17 protein-coding genes are annotated in these 17524 nt (G+C 68.1%); 6 read left to right on the top strand and 11 right to left on the bottom strand.

All coding sequences use genetic code 11. The annotated features are described in order from the left end of the window. Positions 1–361 precede the first annotated feature (361 nt). Positions 362–1528: an MBL fold metallo-hydrolase gene (locus AB2U09_RS19455; protein WP_459194406.1), complete on the top strand. Its 1167-nt coding sequence runs from the start codon at positions 362–364 to the stop codon at positions 1526–1528. A 48-nt stretch (positions 1529–1576) separates the two neighbouring features. Here AB2U09_RS19455 and AB2U09_RS19450 read toward each other — a convergent pair whose 3' ends face one another. Next, complete coding sequence (locus AB2U09_RS19450; RefSeq protein WP_459194405.1) at positions 1577–1867, bottom strand: DUF6432 family protein; 291 nt, start codon at positions 1865–1867, stop codon at positions 1577–1579. Positions 1868–2012: 145 nt separating this feature from the next. Between AB2U09_RS19450 and AB2U09_RS19445 the strand changes: the two genes are divergently transcribed. Further along, entirely contained in the window at positions 2013–3146 is a 1134-nt protein-coding gene (locus AB2U09_RS19445) for a DUF7093 family protein (RefSeq protein WP_459194404.1), read from the top strand. A gap of 96 nt (positions 3147–3242) precedes the next feature. Continuing rightward, the gene (locus AB2U09_RS19440; protein WP_459194403.1) at positions 3243–3635 is read left to right on the top strand and encodes a DUF5611 family protein; all 393 of its coding nucleotides are present in this window, start codon (positions 3243–3245) and stop codon (positions 3633–3635) included. Positions 3636–4002: 367 nt separating this feature from the next. On the opposite strand, the gene AB2U09_RS19435 is transcribed toward AB2U09_RS19440, so the two are convergent. From AB2U09_RS19435 to AB2U09_RS19390, 10 genes are all read right to left on the bottom strand, one after another. Further along, positions 4003–4362 carry a cell division protein SepF gene (locus tag AB2U09_RS19435; protein WP_459194402.1) on the bottom strand — a complete coding sequence of 120 codons (360 nt, stop codon included), beginning with the start codon at positions 4360–4362 and terminating at the stop codon, positions 4003–4005. An 81-nt stretch (positions 4363–4443) separates the two neighbouring features. After that, positions 4444–4800: a hypothetical protein gene (locus tag AB2U09_RS19430; protein WP_459194401.1), complete on the bottom strand. Its 357-nt coding sequence runs from the start codon at positions 4798–4800 to the stop codon at positions 4444–4446. Positions 4801–4960: 160 nt separating this feature from the next. Continuing rightward, positions 4961–5218 carry a hypothetical protein gene (locus tag AB2U09_RS19425; RefSeq protein WP_459194400.1) on the bottom strand — a complete coding sequence of 86 codons (258 nt, stop codon included), beginning with the start codon at positions 5216–5218 and terminating at the stop codon, positions 4961–4963. Positions 5219–5680: 462 nt separating this feature from the next. Further along, on the bottom strand, positions 5681–6172 hold the full coding sequence (locus tag AB2U09_RS19420; protein WP_459194399.1) for a DUF7285 family protein: 492 nt from the start codon (positions 6170–6172) through the stop codon (positions 5681–5683). Further along, positions 6150–6650, bottom strand: coding sequence for a DUF7283 family protein (locus AB2U09_RS19415; protein ID WP_459194398.1), 501 nt, complete (start codon positions 6648–6650; stop codon positions 6150–6152). Before AB2U09_RS19415 ends, AB2U09_RS19420 begins: the two co-directional genes overlap by 23 nt. Positions 6651–6761: 111 nt before the next feature. After that, the gene (locus AB2U09_RS19410; protein ID WP_459194397.1) at positions 6762–8480 is read right to left on the bottom strand and encodes a secretion system protein; all 1719 of its coding nucleotides are present in this window, start codon (positions 8478–8480) and stop codon (positions 6762–6764) included. Between the two features lie 19 nt (positions 8481–8499). After that, positions 8500–10434, bottom strand: coding sequence for an ATPase, T2SS/T4P/T4SS family (locus AB2U09_RS19405; protein ID WP_459194396.1), 1935 nt, complete (start codon positions 10432–10434; stop codon positions 8500–8502). A gap of 98 nt (positions 10435–10532) precedes the next feature. After that, on the bottom strand, positions 10533–11030 hold the full coding sequence (locus AB2U09_RS19400) for a DUF7311 family protein (protein WP_459194395.1): 498 nt from the start codon (positions 11028–11030) through the stop codon (positions 10533–10535). Beyond that, positions 11027–11839: a DUF7310 family coiled-coil domain-containing protein gene (locus AB2U09_RS19395; protein WP_459194394.1), complete on the bottom strand. Its 813-nt coding sequence runs from the start codon at positions 11837–11839 to the stop codon at positions 11027–11029. Before AB2U09_RS19395 ends, AB2U09_RS19400 begins: the two co-directional genes overlap by 4 nt. 147 nt (positions 11840–11986) lie before the next feature. Continuing rightward, positions 11987–13045: an ATP-binding protein gene (locus AB2U09_RS19390; RefSeq protein WP_459194393.1), complete on the bottom strand. Its 1059-nt coding sequence runs from the start codon at positions 13043–13045 to the stop codon at positions 11987–11989. Positions 13046–13120: 75 nt separating this feature from the next. Here AB2U09_RS19390 and AB2U09_RS19385 point away from each other — a divergent pair, with 75 nt between their 5' ends. The 3 genes from AB2U09_RS19385 to AB2U09_RS19375 all read left to right on the top strand — a co-directional run bounded on the left by AB2U09_RS19385 (position 13121) and on the right by AB2U09_RS19375 (position 17516). Next, on the top strand, positions 13121–13609 hold the full coding sequence (locus tag AB2U09_RS19385) for a hypothetical protein (protein WP_459194392.1): 489 nt from the start codon (positions 13121–13123) through the stop codon (positions 13607–13609). Between the two features lie 149 nt (positions 13610–13758). Continuing rightward, complete coding sequence (locus AB2U09_RS19380) at positions 13759–16158, top strand: GLUG motif-containing protein (protein WP_459194391.1); 2400 nt, start codon at positions 13759–13761, stop codon at positions 16156–16158. A 56-nt stretch (positions 16159–16214) separates the two neighbouring features. Beyond that, positions 16215–17516, top strand: coding sequence for a M26 family metallopeptidase (locus tag AB2U09_RS19375; protein ID WP_459194390.1), 1302 nt, complete (start codon positions 16215–16217; stop codon positions 17514–17516). The last annotated feature ends 8 nt before the right edge of the window (positions 17517–17524 follow it).

Genomic DNA, 17524 nt, shown 5'->3' with positions numbered 1-17524 from the left:
AGGGAATCGGTTGGGGAGGGTGTGGCTGTCTGCGGTGCTGTGCAGTCGCGGTTGCTGTCCCTGGTGGACTGAACAGGCGAGGTGGGCTCGCGTGCAGTTCAGTCGTCTGCGCGGGCCCTATCCGCGCGGGCGGTGCCGAGAGCGCGGATATCCCGCCGCAGCGACCGCGAGCCCGCCGAGGACTTTCAACTCCCAACGATTGCTGCGGTAACACTCACTGCTAGCGAGCGTGCCGAGGGCTTTCCATGCTCAGTATACCCTGCGGGTACGGTCACTCCGATTCGACCGGCTTCCTCGTCGACTCGACCAGGAACAGCGGATCGGCCGCGACCTTATACTGCCGCCGAGACTATCCAGAACCATGACCGGCGACACACCGACGATCGACCCGGCGACGCTACAGGCTCGAATCGACGCCGGGGATCCCGTCCGCATCCTCGACCTGCGCAACCGCGGCGAGGTCGAGCAGTGGCGGCTCGCGGGACAGCCCGTCACAGTCACGCAGAAGCCCTACAACCGCTTCGTGCAGGCGCAGGTGACGGGCGACCTCGACGGATTCGTCGCCGACGTCGAGGGCGAGGGGCCGATCACGGTCGTCTGCGCGCGCGGGGAAGCCAGTGCCGAAGTCGCGGCGGAACTGGCCGATGCGGGACACGACGCGCGGAACCTCACCGGCGGGATGGAAGGGTGGGCGCGACTCCTGCTGTCCGCCGAAGTGAGCGATGCAGTCCCGAACGAGTCCGACGGGAGCCTCGTCCAGTACCGCCGGCCGTCCAGCGGGTGTCTGGGGTACGCGATCATCTCGGAGGGGAAAGCCGCGATCGTCGACCCGCTGCGGGCGTTCACCGACCGCTACGTCGCCGATGCTCGCGAGCGCGGCGTCGAAATCGAGTACGTCGTCGACACGCACGTCCACGCCGACCACGTCAGCGGCCTGTGCGAACTGTCCGAAGCAACCGACGCGACGCCGGTGATGCCCGAGACTGCCGTCGACCGCGGCGTCAGCTACGACGTCGAGACCGTCGCCGACGGCGAACAACTGCGAGTCGGCGACCTGTCGGTCGAGGCCGTCCACGCGCCGGGGCATACGACCGGGATGACCGCCTTCGCCGTCGGGGACGCGCTGCTCACCGGCGACACCCTCTTCGTCGACGGCGTCGCCCGTCCGGACCTCGAAGCGACCGACGATGCACCCGCGTTTGCTCGCAATCTCTACCGGACGCTCACCGAGCGGTTCGCGCGCTTCCCGGACGAGACGGTCGTCGCGCCCGGCCACCACGGGGAAGGAGCCGTCCCGGGTGACGACGGAACGGTGACGGCCCGACTGGGTGACTGTCGAGAGCTGCCCGTCTTCGCGCGTGACGAGGACGCGTTCGTCTCGCGGATCACCGAGCGGACGCCACCGCGACCGGCCAACCACGAGCGAATCGTCGCGATCAACCTCGGCCGCGAGTCGGTCGACGAGGACGATGCCTTCGAGCTGGAACTCGGTCCGAACAACTGCGCGGCGGTACCCGTCGACGACTGACCGGTCGATCGCGTCGGGCGGGGCTGCGGTCGACTGCGCGAGCGGGATCTAGAAGGGGAGGCGTTCGCGGATCTGGCCGATAAACGAGTCGTCGCCGGCGTCGTCGGGGCCGACGACGCCTTCCTCGGGGACGATGACCGTGCGGCGGTCTTCCTCGGTGGCCTCGATGAGTTCGTCCTCCTTCAGGTCGGCCAGCGCCGATTCCAGGGTATCGATGTCCACTTCCACCCGGGACCGGAGTTCGAAGACTGTCATCCCCTCCTCGCGCCGGTCGGCCAGCGCGTCGAGGACCGCGACCTCCACGTCGTCGCGGTCGCGGTACTCCGGTTTCGCCCTCATGCTATCGTCTTCGACGCGACGGGTCTTACGCTTATCCCCGCGCCCGCGGGGGGTTCGCCGTCCCCGAGAACCGCTCCCAATCGCCGGACGCTCGGCGTTCGGCCAAGCAGCACGCTTATGTTTCGGAGGCGACGAACACGTGGTAATGAGTATCAAGTGTTCGCTCCTGGGACACAGTTTCGGGGAGACCACTGTCGAGCGGGAGCGCGAAGAGGAGGGGACGGAAGTAGTCATCACCATCACCGAGGTGGAGACCTGTTCCCGCTGCGGCGAATCCCGCGTCGTCTCCGAGAACAAGGAAGTGACGACGCTCGAAGCCCCCGACGACGTCGACGCCGACGCCGACACTACGGACTCAGCGGGCGACGAGAGCGACGGGTCGGCCGACGAGTTCGCGGCGACGCCCACCGACGACGGCACGGATGCGAGCGACGACGGCGCCGATCTCGAGACGGCCGACGCCGGCACGTCGGAGGCCAACGACGCCGTCATCCTCGGCGACGACGACAGCGGCGAGGAGTCCTCGGCCCAGGCCGAGGCCCGCGGCGCGGAGTCGGCGATCCCCGACGCCGAGTCCGACGCGCCGGTCGAAACCGACGCCGAAGACGACGACGCGGTCATCATCGGCGACGCCGAGAGCGACCGCGACCCCGGCGAGTGGCCCGACGAAGACGAGGAGGAGCCCGAGGCAAGCCCGGACGACGACCGGGAAGGCGACGCGGACGACGACGACGAGGCCGACGACCGCGACCCCGGCGAGTGGCCCGAAGAACCGACAGATCCCGCCGAGCGGGCGGGCGAATCCGACGAAGTGGAGATCCTCGACGACAGCCCGAGCGGATCGGACGCGGACGCAGACACCTCGTCGCCCGCGGCCGACGCGGACGTGGACGTCGAGACTCCGGACGTCGGGACGGCGTCGGCTGAGGCGGACGGCGAGGCGGCGAGCGCGACCGCGGACGACGTCGAACCGGCGAACGACCGGAGTACCGGGGCCTGGCCCGAAGAAGAGGAAACGGGGACCGGCGACGACGCCATGGGCGAGTGGCCCGAGGCGACGCTCAAGGACGAACCGGCCGACGACGGCTTCTCCGGCCCGGCGCTCGACGACGAGGAAGGGCACTCGGTGACCGTCCCGGAGGGGATGTTCAAGTGCTCGGAGTGCGGGTTCACGACCGAGGCCGACGCAACGTCGCTGCGAGCGGGGGACTTCTGTCCCGAGTGTCACCGCGGTACGCTGCTCGAACCCGAGGGCGGGGCCACGAGCGACGAGGAGTAGCGGCACCAACAGCGAGGAGTGACCGACGGCGGCCGACTGTCTCGCTCTGGTCGCGCGCTCGAAAAAGGTAAGAACGGGGCTTGCAAAGGGTCGTCCATGCGGGAGTACAAGATGCGTCGGGGAGAGCACCTCGAAGAGCGTATCGAAGACATGGAGGCGAAGATCGAGGATTACTTCGGGACCATCTCCACCACGGAGGAGTTCAAGGGAAGCGACCTGTACGTGGTCGAGGACCCGGACAACCCAGTTTTCAAGCGCATCACGGCGGGGGCCGTCGAGTACAGCGGCAAGAAAGACAAACTGGCGGTCGACTTCGAGGAGCGACCCGCCGAGGAAGTCATCGCAGAGGGGAACGCCGACGCGGCGGCCGACGCGGTCGACGCGAAGAACGACTTCCTGCTCGAAGCGACCGGTCGCGACGCCAAGAGCCGTCGCGACTCGATGAAACGCTCCGTCGAGGACAGCCCCGACGAGGCCGACCAGGTGTAGGCTCGTTTTCCGGCCGGAGGGTTCGTCCGCAGTTCGACGAGAATCCCAGTCAGTACTTGCCCTGACCCGCGGTACCCCTAAATACGTGTGTCACTTAGTGTCACACATCGCCTTCCCGGAGGCGACGACGAAGTATCCCGGCGGGGCCGTCGAAACTGTGGTCATGGGTAGGGCCGTCCACAGTTCCTGTCAGCCACCACCTCGAACGAGGCGGTCACACACGCAAACCGGCGGCCCCGGTAAATGCTTTCTGGCGAGCGGGCAGCCCACGCGAAGCCCGCGACCCGACCGCGTGCCCCCCGACACCGGCCGGTCGAATCGAGAAGGGTGCCGCAGACTTCGCGGCGAGATCGGCCGGACGCGAGGCTTACTGCCCGAGCGGGTCGCGGTTGATCGCGACGCCGTGGGGCGTGATGATAAGCTGGTCGTCGCCTTTCTGAGCGATGTCGCCGCCGACCTCGTTGGCGACCTGCTTGAGTTCGTCCGTGATGTGTTCCATCGTCCGGTCCTGGGTCGTGTGACGCGTGATATCGGCGATGACCACGTCGCCGTCGTAGACGGCGTCTTTGATGTCGATGACGTCCTGCTTGTCACCGATCTTCGCGATCCGGAGTTCCATCCGGGTCGCGGCCCCCCCTGCGTCCACGTTGTCACTCTCGATTTCCACGTAGTCGTCCTTGTGGCGACTACCGCCTGATTCCCCGAGGATCTTGCTCATTAGTCCCATACACTGTCTCCCGGTCGCTGAGGGTTTGTATTTTACGTCAGACATCCCTCGCCGTCCGGACATTCGCCCGCGCCGCTCAGGTCATTCGAGCAGGTCAGCCAGTGTCGTCTCCTCGACCACCCAGTCGTCGGGTACGGTGTCCCGGATCGCCGGCGTCACCAGGTCGCCGCCGCCCTCGCGGCCGTGCAGCGCCGCGACGGACCCCATCTGCAACGTCTCGCCCTCGGGCACCTCGATCACCGAGACGCGGTAGGTCTCGGCCTCCGGCAGCGCGTACCGCTCGACGACGGCCTCCCGGTCGAGGTCCTCGTCGAACTGGTCCGCGCGGTGGAGCCAGCGATCCCCGTCCAGCCCGTCCGGTTCGAACCGGAGATAGCGCTCGGGTCGCCCCGTCTCGAGGTTCACGACGATCGAATCCTCCGCGAACGGTCCGGCCATTGGGTGAGACTGTCGCGTCGGCGACGGGTACGGGTTTCGGTCAGCTGGCTGTTCGGAGTCGCGGCTCCACTGGCAGCGAAATACGCCGAGCCGCGACGGGTCCGCCGGTCAGGTCGAGTCGTCCGCTGACCGCGGTTCCGAGGACTGTCCGATTCCTGGCTCACCTATCGAGGTCGTCGGGCACCGCTTCGGGACAGTCGGTCTTTTCGAGCGTCGCTTCACGGTCGAACTCCAGTTCGATCTCGACGGAGCAAGGTTCCATTCGAGCGAGCGAGTCGGCGATCGTCTCGTCAGGAAGGTACAGCCGTCCCCACTCGGTACCGTCGGCCGCGAACAGTTTGAACGCGTGGTCAGCGAACTCACCGTCAAATTGTTCCCCCCGTAGTTGTGCGTACATCCCCGTCGCTTCGACGGTCACATCCGCTGAAACGGAGTCACCCGCCAGAGTGATCGAGCCCCGATACAGTACGGGATACACCGATCCGACCGTTTCCGGCGGGACCGCCTCGGGAGGGGTCTGCAGACCGGCCTCATCGCTGTGATAGCGCTCGTCACCGATGTCGAACGCAAATTCTGCTCTCTCGAAATGTTTGTCCGTTTCGTACGATGCGAACCGTGCTTCGCACTCGATTTCAGTGTGCATCTTTCGTAATTCGAGTTCTTCGCCGCCAGTCCCGTGGCCGTACGTTCCAGTCAGGACGTCACCAGTACTGGACGGTTGGGATTTTCATATATATTATCTCGATAGCGGACCGGAACACGCGCCCTTGCCGAACGAACCGGTGACAACGATACTGACGCCGTCTTCAAATTCACAGTCGTGGACTGGCTGCTCCAGCTCGATCCGCCTGTCACCGACGACGAGTGTGTCGGTCGCCGCTCACTCCTGCCAGGCGACGACGTGGAGCCGTCCCCCTCGGACGTCACCGGGCCCGTACTGCACCGGTATCGCGCGGCTCCCGTACTGGCTCTCGTCGGGGACTCCGTTCTCCTCGATGTGGCCGGGCATGTCGTCGATCGTATCGCCCGACGGCCCGTAGCTCACCTCCGTGATGATTTCGTGCTTCCGGTCGATACTCTCGTCGTCGTTGGCGACCGTGACGTTCAGATACACGGAGTATCCCTCGGGAAGCGCCGACGGGTCGAGGGCCGATAGTTCGCCGGACCCCTTGACGTACACCCCGGCCTCGTTGATCTCGTCCCAGATCCGGTCGACCGCGCCGGTGGTGACGTCCCGATCGCTCGTCCCCGGGAGCGTGTCGGTGACGAAGCCCGCGTAGACGCCGATCGCGATAGCCATCACGCTGACGGCGAACAGCGCGGCCAGCGGCTCCGTCTGGGCGCGCCAGTCAGACGTCGACGAGCGTAACATGGACATCGTCCCAGACGACGTGTCGGACCCTGAGTCGCCCGTCGGCGGGCAACCAGTCGGACTCGTCGTCGTCCTCGAGGCGGTCTATCGCCGCCTCCTGACTGTCTTCGTAGGCCGATTCGAAGTCGCTCGGGTCGCTGTAGACGTCGTTGACGTCCACGCCGTCGAGAACCGCTTTCAGGTCGTCGTCCGGCCAGACGGGCGCCAGTTCGCCGTATGCGACCGCCGCCATTGACTCCCCACCGTCGTTGCGGAGCCTGATCCCCTCGCTGTCGACGAAGTACTCGTCGGCGTCGTGTTCGTAGGTGCCTGACGCGTTGTAGCCGCTCCCTGCGACCTCGTCGACCGTGTTGGCGACCACGTTGCCGTCGGGCGGCGGTTGTGACGGCAACGCCTGTACCACGCCGAACATCGCCGCGCTGACGATGGACACCCCCAGGAAGATGTACCACGCGTCGGCGGGCGCTTCCAAGTCCATGCCCTCATTGGCCGCGTTCCCCTATTTAAACTCACACAGCCCGACGCCTCCGGGGTGCCGCCACCGTGGCACCTCGCACCGCCCTGCGCCGTCTCCCGCCGCCATCGTCGGTCACATGATCATGCCGACGAAGAAGACGGCGAGGACGTATATCGGCGTCGAGGAGACCAGCGACCGGCCGACGTGGTAGCCGACCAGCGAGCGGTCCAGCCCGTGGCGGAGCCCGATCGAGAGCGTCGTCAGGATGACCGACATCAGGACGACGTACGCCCCGACGACGAGGCCGAGCTGGTCGATAGGAAGCGGTTCGGCCGCCATCTCGCCGGCGGCGTCGAACCCGCCGGAACCGATCATTCCCTCGGCCAGCGCCACCGTGGACCCGGCGACCATCGGCCCGAAGAACGCCGCCGTGTTGTCGAGCGTCCCGGTGACCATCGAGAGCTGCCGTTTGGCTTCGTTCTCGACCTCCTGGAGCTCTTCGAGGTGGTCGGCCATCGACACGATCGCCCGGCCGGCGGGTTGGCCCTCGTCGGCGGCGATGGCCAACAACGACGCCGTCCCACGCGCACGTGGGCTCGGAATTCCCTCGAGGGCACCGTGCTTGCCGAAGAACGCCTCGTCGACGCTGACGTGGAGTCGGCGCTGGAGTCCCGCGGCCTGCTCGAACACCTCGCCGGTCTCGCCCGGGACGCGGTCGCCCGCGTGGTCGATGGCCGATTCGACCGCCTGGCCTTCCGAGACCTGCCGGCCGACGAGATACAGTGCGTCGGTGAGGTGTTCCTCGACGGACTTGACGTAGCGGCGGACCTCCATGATGGGCTTGAAGAAGGTCAAAAGCGCCGTCCCGACGGAGAGCCCGATCCCCGCGATGGGCGTCAGGTAGCGCGGTCCGACGAAGTACGTCACCGCGGCCGCACCACCGCCGACGGCGGCGCCCAGCACGAGCGGCCACCAGATCTTGTTGGGAACGTCGTCGTGGGTGCGGTCGATGTCCGGGGGCGGGAACGCGACCGGTCGCCTGACGAGCAGCCACACGCTCGCGGCGACCAGCCCGACCGGCAGGAACAGGTTGTAGATGAGGACGAAGGGCGTGATCGTGACTGCCATCCCGGCCAGCGAGACGGCGGGAACGAGCGCGACGAGTGCCATCGGCAACATTACGCCGAAGGCGTAGAGCGCGGTCGTCGGACTTCGGATGGTGTTGGTGAACTCCGCCATCTGCTCGCGGGTGCCGTTGAGGATGGCGTCGAGCGATCGGTCGAGTGTCCGCGCACGCTCGGCCTGCGGCGCGTCCTCGGCCGTCGCGAGCAGGTGCGCCGACCGCCGCAGCGCGGGGAAGTCCTTCGCCCAGTCCTCCGCGAATGAGATCAGCCCGGTCCGCGGCGTCCCCATCGCCTGGTCGATGTGCGACCCGAGGCTCTCGGCCAATGGGCCGTACCCCGTGTCGGCCGCGAAGCGGATCGCCGTCTCGGTGGCCGGCTGGATCTGCATCCGCAGGACGGCCCGGCCGACCAGGTTTGGCGTCTCGCCCAGTGCCTCGGTCCGACGGAACGCCGCGGCCAGCACCGGCGCCGTGTGGAGCCCGTGGATCGCCCCGACAGCCAGCAGGAGCGCGAACACCGCGAACAGCGGGCTCACCAGTCCGGCGAGAACCGGCAGCATCAGCGCGAGGAGCGTGACGATCCCCGCACCGAAACCGGCCTGGACGAGGGTCTCGGGATCGACGGGCCACTCGACGAAGGTCAGCGCGTCGACCAGTTCCTCGCTCGTCTGGACCTCGTAGGGGTAGAGCCGTGCGAGCCCGTTGATGGCCAGTGCGGTCTTGCTCATCGGTGTCGCTCCCGGCGAGTCATTCCTCGAGTCCGCGGCCGGCGTAGGCCGCCGCGACCTCCGTCGGCGAGGTCAGTCCGTCGTCGGCGAGCTGTTCGAGGCGGTCGCCGCGCCGCTTGACCGCCTGTCGGATGTCCGCGTATGCCTCTGCCGGTCCGGTCAGCCGGTCCACGAAGCGGCTCTCACCGCGGTCGATCCGGTTGGTCGACCGGGCGATGTCGCCGTCGATCTCGTACAGCGGCGCGAAGCGGATCCCGTCGTCGTCGACGATGACCTCCTCGATAGCGGAGAGGCGGCGCTTGCGGCCGTCGACGGTCTCGTACGCCTGGACGGTCACCACCAGGTCGGTCGCGCCGAACGACGACGGCGGGACGTTCAGGTCGGAGACGACGCGCTCGAACACCTCGTCGGCGCCGTCGCCGTGGATGGTCCCCAGCACCGCGTTGGCGTTCGCGCCGACCCGCATCGCCTCGTAGAGGACCTGCGCCTCCTCCCCGCGGATCTCCCCGACGACGAGCGCCCCGTCGCCCAGTCGGAGGGCGGTCCGGAGCGCGTCCGCGGCGGTGATCTCCGGCCCGGTGCCGGTCCCGGTCCGCAGCGCCTGGACGTCGCGATCGACCGTCTGGAGCTGTCCGACCGGGAGTTCGGGCGTGTCCTCGATGACGACGGTCCGCGTGTCGGCCGATAGTTCGTACAGCAGCGTCCCGAGCAGCGTCGTCTTCCCGGCGCCGCGCGTCCCCGCGATCAGGGCGGCGGCGTTGCGCTCGATCGCCACCGAGAGGAATCCGGCCGCTTCCGCCGGGAGCGTCCCGTTGGCGACGAGCGCCGGGAGCGTGAAGGTGTCCTCGGCCTGCTCGCGGAAGGCGAAGGCGACGCCCTCCGCGACCGGATCGGTGACCCCCGCGATGCGGACGCCGGTGCCGTTGTCGAGCCGGGCCGTCGCGTCGACGGTCGGCGTCGCGCGGGAGAACGCGCGCCCGCTGGTCTTGCGGATCCGGGAGGCCAGCGCCCCGCCCCCGGCGGGCGTCAAGTGGACGTTCGTGGACATCGCCTGCCCGTCGACCTCGACGCGGATCGGGTTGTCCTCCACCGGGGAAGTCGCGTAGACGTCGGTCACCCGGGGGTCCGAGAACAGGTCTTCGAGAACCCCGTACCCGCGCGTGTGCTTGGCGAGGATCGAGGTCAACAGCGGATCGGTCGGCCCGTCGCTGACGCGCTCGATCGCCCGGGAGGCCGCCCGTTCGCCCTCGACGAGGCCGCGTGCGATGGCCTCGTACCCGTCAAGCAGGAGGGTCCGCTGGTCGACCGACAGCGAGATGTCGACCGGGTCCAGCGCGTACAGGGGGACGCTGTCCGGCCGGCTGTACACCCGCGCCTGACTTCCGGTGTCGAGGTCGACCACGTCCTGCAGCCGCGCGCCCTCGCCGACGGACTGGTCGACGAAGTAGTGGCCGATCGTCAGTCCGACGTTCGGTGCGAGAACGGTCTCGTACTCGTTGAGGCCGGCGCCGGCGCCGACCAGTCCCGACTGCGCGCCGATGTCGGCGACCGGACCGACGCGGTCGGCCAGCTCGCCGGCGACGCTGATGGGGTCCTCCGCCGCGACCGACTTGAGGCGGTCGTCGCGGTCACCGAGCAGGTCGATGAACCGCCCCGCCGACGCGAGCAGCGAGACCGCCTGATCGTCGTAGCGGTACCTGAGCCCGTCCGACGTGACGAACAGCGACGTCGCCTTGTGGTCGACGAGCGTCTCCACGACGGCCCGGCGACAGGCGTCGCTCGTCCCCAGATCGCCGTCGCAGTCCGCCGCGTCGACGGTGAGCACCTCCTCCTCGACCGCGTGCTCGCACGAACAGGCCTCCGTGTCCCCCCCGGAGAGGAACCGATCGGCGATCCCGTCGAGACCGACGGAGTCGAGCACCGACTCGACGGAGAGCCCTGACGCCTTCGACATGCCGGGAGTGGCCGCCCGTTCGGATTTAAAACTATACACGCCCGCGGTGGCCGAACGGCGGGCCGTGGCCGCGAGAGAAGCGACGCCAGCGGTCCCGTCTATGCCGTGCAGTCCGGATCGACCGCTTCGGCGCATTCCGGACGGCTGAGCACCACAACCGGCTTGTCTAGCGACTCCGACCACTCCAGCGTCAGGACGAACCGCTGGGTCCCGGTGGACAGTCCCAACTTCACGTCGTTGTCGTTCACGTTGACTATCGGGGCGTCGACCGCCACCGTCCGCGTGGGCCCGCCCTGGACCCAGTACCGGACCGCGCTGGACTCCGCGTCGGGCCCAAGTTCGATCTCGATCCGCTGGACCGGCGCCGAGAAGTACCCCTTCGTCGGGAACGGCGCCTCGACGACCCGCTGTGGCCCGCGAACTCCTTTCGGGGGGAGCGTCTCCTGTTCGATCAGCGAAGTCGCCGCCACCTCGATGTCGGCGACGGCGGTCTCGACCTGTTTCTGGCTCCGGTCGACCACGACCTGCTCGACCGCGGGCATCGAGATGCCGATGATCGCGACCGTCAACAGCACCGCCAGCACGTAGCGTATCACGGCAACTTCGACCGCAGCGACGTGAGGAAGCCGCCGTCGCTCCCGTCGTCGTCACTCCCGCCGGTCCCGACCCGGTCGTCGATGGCCTGCTGGTCGGCCTCCGCGGTCGGTGACCGTTGGCTGCCGCGCTGGCGCCCGGCCGCGGGCTGGCTGCCGGCACCCTGTTGTCTCCCCTGGGCCGGCTGCTGAGCACCGCCCTGCTGGTGGCCGCCCTGACTGCCCTGGGCCCCGCCGTTCTGCCCGTGGTCGTCGAAGAGCCGTTTGAGCGACTCCTCGGGGTCGTCAACATCACCGTTGTCGGACGGCGACGAGGCCGTTCCCACGTTCTCCGTCTGGGACTGCGCTGGGTCCCCGTTCCCGGCCCGTGGCTGGTTCCCCCCGACGCCTCCGTTCGGTGGTCGGGTCCCGTTCGGCGGCTGGGTCCCGGCCGGCGGCTGAGTCCCTGCCCTGTTCCCACCCGGATGGGCGGCGCTGTGGCCGGCGTGTCCGCCCGAGTTCATGGCGCCGACGGTCGCTTCGAGTTCTCCGACTCGCTGTTCGAGGCGGTCGACGGTCGCCATCGCCGACTCGGCCTGCTGCTCGATGTCCTCGTTAACCGAACGGATGTTCCCGACGAACCCCTCCATCGCCTGCGAGCGCGACTCCACGTCCGCCAGGCGCTGCTCGATGTCGTCGAGGCGCTCCTCGAGGCGGTCGACGTCCTCGACGAGCGAAGAGAGATCGGCCAGCTCGTCGAGTTCGTGGTCGCCGTCGACGACCGTCCGCTCGACGGCGGTCAGCCGTTCGTCGAGCCGTTCGATGTCGCTCATATCCCCCCTTGCCTCCGTCTTCGTACTTAAACCACAACTCGCCGCCGGAACGCGACGGCGATGAACGTTGCGGACACGGTGGCGAGGAACGTGGCGGACGCGACGGATGCGCCGGCAGCGACGGATGCGCCGGGTACGGCTGGCCGGTCAGTCGTCGAGTGCCACGTCGCTGGCGTTCGGGCTGTCCCCGCCGTGGGGCGTCTCCCGCCGCCGGACGTTCGCGGCGTGGACCGTCTCGGTGGCGTCGTCGATGACGATCACCTCGCCGGTGCCCGTCGGGAGCCGCTCGTCCAGCGAGGTCTTCATGTACGTGGGCTGGGCGGCCTCCAGCGCGTCGAGGTCCTCCTCGGAGGTCAGGCGATGGGAGACGATCACGTCGGACTGGGAGATGGCGACGTCCGAGACGGCGCTGGGCCGCTGGGTCGCGAGGACGAGGCTCACGCCCGGCGCGCGACCGCGGGTCAGGATCGTCTCCAGCGCGGCCTCGCCGACGCCCTGGAAGAACGTGTGGGCCTCGTCGAGCATGTACCACGGCAGCCGCGCGATCTCGTCGTTGACCCGCGCCCGGTAGAGCGCCTCGCCGACCCCGCGGACGACGGCGTTCATCGGCGCCGAGTCGAGCCCGGAGACGTCGAGGACAGTGACCTCGCCGCCGGCCAGGTCCTGCGCCGAGAGCCCCTCGGGATCGAAGATACCCCACGAATCGGCGAGGTTGATGTGGTTGATCGCCGCCCGCTTGTCGGTCCCGGGGGCGTCGGTGGCGTCGATGTGCTCGCGCATGGCAGCCAGTGTATCCTCGTCCTGAGCGGCCTGCCAGACGAGCCCACCCGCGCCGCTCTCGGGGGACAGATCCAGCAACGCGCACCACGATCGCGGGTCTAGCGTCGTCGGCGTCACCTGCGGATCGGAGATGACGTCGGCGGGGACTGGGTCACCCCTGGAGGCTTCGCCGAGCGTCGGGAACACGCCCATGGGGTCGGCGATGACCGGCGCCACGCCGTGAGCCCGCGAGAGCGACTCGGCGACGACCCCGAGCGTGTAGGACTTCCCGTAGCCGCGCTTGCCGACGATGAGCATCGCGTGGGGTCCATCGAGGTCGAGGTGCAGCGGAGCCCCGTCCGACCCGTCGAGCGCTCGGTAGGTCCCCAGATGTCCGGACGGCCCCTCCTCGACATCCCCCTGCCCACGTCCGATTACGAATGTCACGGGGGACGATAGTTCGCTCGCCGTACTTGTAGCTTCGGTTCAAGGTTTAAGTACGATGGCGGGGCCAAGACCGGCATGCGGTCCACAAGATCGCTACACGGGGACGAACGAGCTATCGAAGGACTACCGATACGGCTGGTGATCGCCCTCGTCGTGGGCGTCGCGAGCCTCGCGGTCATGATGCAGATCCTCGGGGGGATCGGCCCGGTCGGTCAGGAGGAAGTGACGATCGAATACGGCGCCGACGCGGTGCAGGAAGACTCGAACGGTGATGGTTCTCCCGTCACAGTCAACCTCGACAGTATCACCGTCACGACGAAAAGCGGCGACCCGGTCCAGAACGCCCAAGTTCTCATCGTCGGGGGTTCACTGACGATCGATCAACCGGTAGTGGCGGAAGACTCCACTGATAAGAACGGGGAAGCGTCAGGCGTCAGTGGAGACGTGACTCCCGAGTGGCGACCCGACCAGCAGCGCGGGAAAGTGAAGATCGAGATCGAACCGCCGAGTTCGGGGAACTTCAAGGACGAGGAACCGAACGGCGAGATAATCATCGCGCGATAGAGCTGGCGGCTCTATCGCTTCTCGAATTGTGTTTTTATGAAACCACCTCAACCGACGACTCAGACGTGCCGACCGGTTCTGCCATCGTCGGTTGTCTCTCCGGAGCCTACCAACCCCATGCGCCGCTGTAACGCCCACGAACCAGTAACATGAACATCATCACTCAGAATGCACGTGAGGTACAGTCTCTGACCACCCTCATACTGATCACGCTCTGTATCGTCGCAACCGGGCCGGCCACAGCGGTGGGCGCCGTCGCCCTACCGGGCGGCCAGCCGACTGGCGCTGTGGAGGCGCCGACCCTCACACAGATACCAGGAAGCGGGATGCAGGAGGACCCGTACGAGATCTCCAACGCGACGGAACTGCAAGCGATGAACGAAGACCTGGAGGGTCACTACGTGCTCGTCGACGATATTGACGCGAGCGGGACGAGCTCGTGGAACAACGGGAACGGCTTCGACCCGATCGGGGAGGGGGGAACCCACTTCACGGGGGCATTCGACGGTCAGAATCACACTATCGACGGGCTGACGGTCCGCCGCGGCGGCGAGTCCCACGTCGGGCTGTTCGGTCGGATCGGCGAGGAGGGCCGTGTGTCCCACGTCACGCTGACCGGCCTGTCCGTTCGAGGTGACAAACCCGTCGGCGGACTGGCTGGCTACGTCGACGGAACGGTCCGCGATGTAGCGGTCAGCGGAAGTGTCGAGGGTGAGTCCAACACGGGCGGTGCCGTCGGGAGAATCAGTGCCTCGGGGGCGGTGACCGATTCGTCCGCGAGTGTGGCGGTTGACGCCAGTACGAACACTGGCGGGTTCGTCGGATGGCTCAACGCAGGGACGCTCGCTAGCGTGTCGGCCACCGGAGACGTCAGTGCGGAATCCCGGGTCGGCGGCCTCGCCGGACAAAACAACGAAGGGACAGTTCGCAACGCGTACGCGACTGGTTCGGTCAGCGGGACGAACGACGTCGGCGGGCTCGTGGGCGAAATGGAAGACGCGAGTATGACGTCCGTGTATTCTGCTGGTACCGTCGACGGTGAGAACCGAGTCGGAGGAGTCGTCGGATCGTCGGACGGCGGTACCAGCGACGGCTACTGGGACGTGGAGTCGTCGGGCATGGACGACGCAGTCGGCAGGGATCGATCCGGTTCCGAGTCGGACGCGACGGGCTTGACGACTGCAGAGATGACCGGCCAGTCGGCCGTCGAGAACATGCCGGCGCTCGACACGTCGACGTTCTGGGCGCCGACCGACGAGTACCCGGTGCTCCAGGCACAGGTCGACGCCGTCTCGCTATCGATCCCCGATCAGATTATCGTCGACCGGCCCACGACGGCGACGGCCTCGGTGGCACTTACGGACGGCCGCACCGTCGCGGTGACGGGGACGGCCGACTACGACGCGAACCAGTCGCACCTGTCGGTGGACGCCGGGTCCGTCTCCACGTCCGGAACCGGACCGGTCGAGGTGACCGCGACGGTCGCCGACCACTCCGACAGCGCGGTCGTCTCGGTGGTCACACCGCCGGACATCTCCGTCGACGACGCCGCGCTCCGGTACGACAGCGTCGGGTCAGAGACGGCCGCGCCCGTCGACGTGACGCTGACGAACGACGGCGGCGCAGACGGCGAGTTCGACGTGCTCCTGTCGGTCAACGGCACGCTCGAGGAGACCCGGACCGTCACGGTTCCGGGCCACAGTACGCGCTCGCTGCAGTTCAACTGGTCCGCGCCCGCGACGGGTACGTATCCCGTGGCGATCAACGACACCGGCCTCGGCGAACTGACCGTCGTCGAGGAACCCGAGACGAGCGTCGGTTCGGCGACGCTGTCCGAGAGCACGCTCGCGCTCGGCAACGCGACGACGGTCGAGGCGACGCTGGAGAACGCCGGCGACGCCGCTGCGAGCCACACGGTCGAACTGACGGCCAACGGCGATGCCGTCGCGAGCAAAGACGTCGTCGTGCCAGCGGACGGACGGACCGTCTCGTTCGACTACGCGCCGGAGACTGCCGGCGAGTACGAACTGGCTGTCGGTGACGCGAGCGCCGGAGCGCTCACCGCTGCCGAGATGGGGACCGTCTCCGTCGAGAGTGCGTCGGTGCCCGAATCCGTCGGCGCCGGCGAGAGCTACGAGGTGACGGTGACGCTGGCCAACACCGGTGGCCTGCCGCTGAACACCGAGGTCGCCTACAGCGTCGGCGGCAGTTCCGTCGCGACTGAGACCGTGGAAGTGCCGGCCGACGGCACGACCGTCACGTTCGAAGCCACGGCGCCGGAAGACGGCGAGTCCGTCGACCACACAGTGACAGGCGGCGATTCCGAGTGGACCGGCACGACGACCCTCGAAGTCGACGCGTCGGCGGGGACCACCTCGTCGAACAGCGACGGCGGTGACGGCGACGCTGCGAGTGGTGACGACGAATCGAGCGGCGAAGACGACGCGACGGCGACCAGCGACGACGGGGCCGGCTTCGGCGCGACGGCGGCCCTCCTCGCGCTGCTCGGGCTCGTCGCGGCGGTTCGGAGCGGACGCGATCAGCGATAGACGAGAACGATGACTGGATACGACAGACGAATCGACACGGGCGGGGTGGATAGCGAATGAACGTGACGGTGGGAACAGACCGCCTGGGTGTGGTCGTGTTCGCCGCGTTACTGGTGGTCTCGGCCGCTGGACCGTTCGCCGGGGCCGCGGGCGCGGCACAGGAGGAGGAGACCGACACGCCGCGAGCACCGCTTTCGTCGCTCGCGGGTAGCGGGACGCTCGACGATCCGTACGTGATCACGGACGCCGACGAACTGCAGGCGATGAACCAGGACCTGTCGGCCCACTACGCGCTCGCGTCGGACGTCGACGCCGGCGAGACGGAGACGTGGAACGCCGGCAACGGCTTCGAGCCGGTCGGAAACGACGACGAGCGGTTCACGGGGTCGTTCGACGGGCGAGGCTACGAGATCGACGGCCTGACGATCATCCGGCCGAGCGAGAGCGAGATCGGTCTGTTCGGCGCTTCCGAGGGGACCGTACAGAACGTCTCACTGACGGGCGCGCGAGTGAACGGCGACGAGAACGTCGGAGCCCTCGTTGGCCTGAACAAGGGCTCGATCACCGGGTCGTCGGCCGGAGGTGAGGTGTACGGCGCTCGCGAGAACACGGGCGGACTCGTCGGTAACAACGAGGGCCAGATCGTCGCGTGTGCGGCCTCCGCGACGGTCGAGGGCGAAGAAACGGTCGGTGGTCTCACCGGATACAGTAAGGGTCCGGTTCGCGGCTCCTACGCGACCGGGACCGTGACGGGCGAGGAGAACGTCGGCGGTCTCGTCGGATCCAATCGGAACGCCGTCACCGCATCGTACGCGAGCGCCACCGTCGGCGGCGAGACGACCGTCGGCGGACTCACCGGGACCAACCGCGGGACGATCACCTCGTCGTTCGCAGCCAGCACCGTCAAGCGGTCGGAACGAAACGGCAGTCTCGCGGGCCGGAACGGGGGAACGATGGTCGACGTCTACTGGGACGCCGAGGCCGCGGGAACTGCGGTGACTCCGCTGGGCGGGGACGAGGAAACCGGGACCAGACTCACCACAGACGAGATGACCGGTGAGGACGCCGGCGAGGCGCTCGAGGGGTTCGACTTCGCCAACATCTGGTCGACCACCGATTCATACCCGGTCCACCAGTGGGAACAGCCGGACGTCGACCCGCTCGACCAGTGGCAGGTGCCGACGCCCGAACCAACGCCGACGCCGACGGCGACGGTCCCCGGCGGGAACGAAACCATCACGACGGCGGGCAGCTCGGGGATCGGTCCCGGGTTCGGGCCCGTGGCCGGCTTCGGTGCGCTCGCCGTAGTCGCCGTGTTCGCCCGGTACCGCCGTCGGAGCGGAGGTCTCGACGCATGAATAGCTCA

The organism is Halosimplex yunnanense (assembly GCF_054504345.1).
This window is presented reverse-complemented; position numbering and strand designations above follow the sequence as displayed.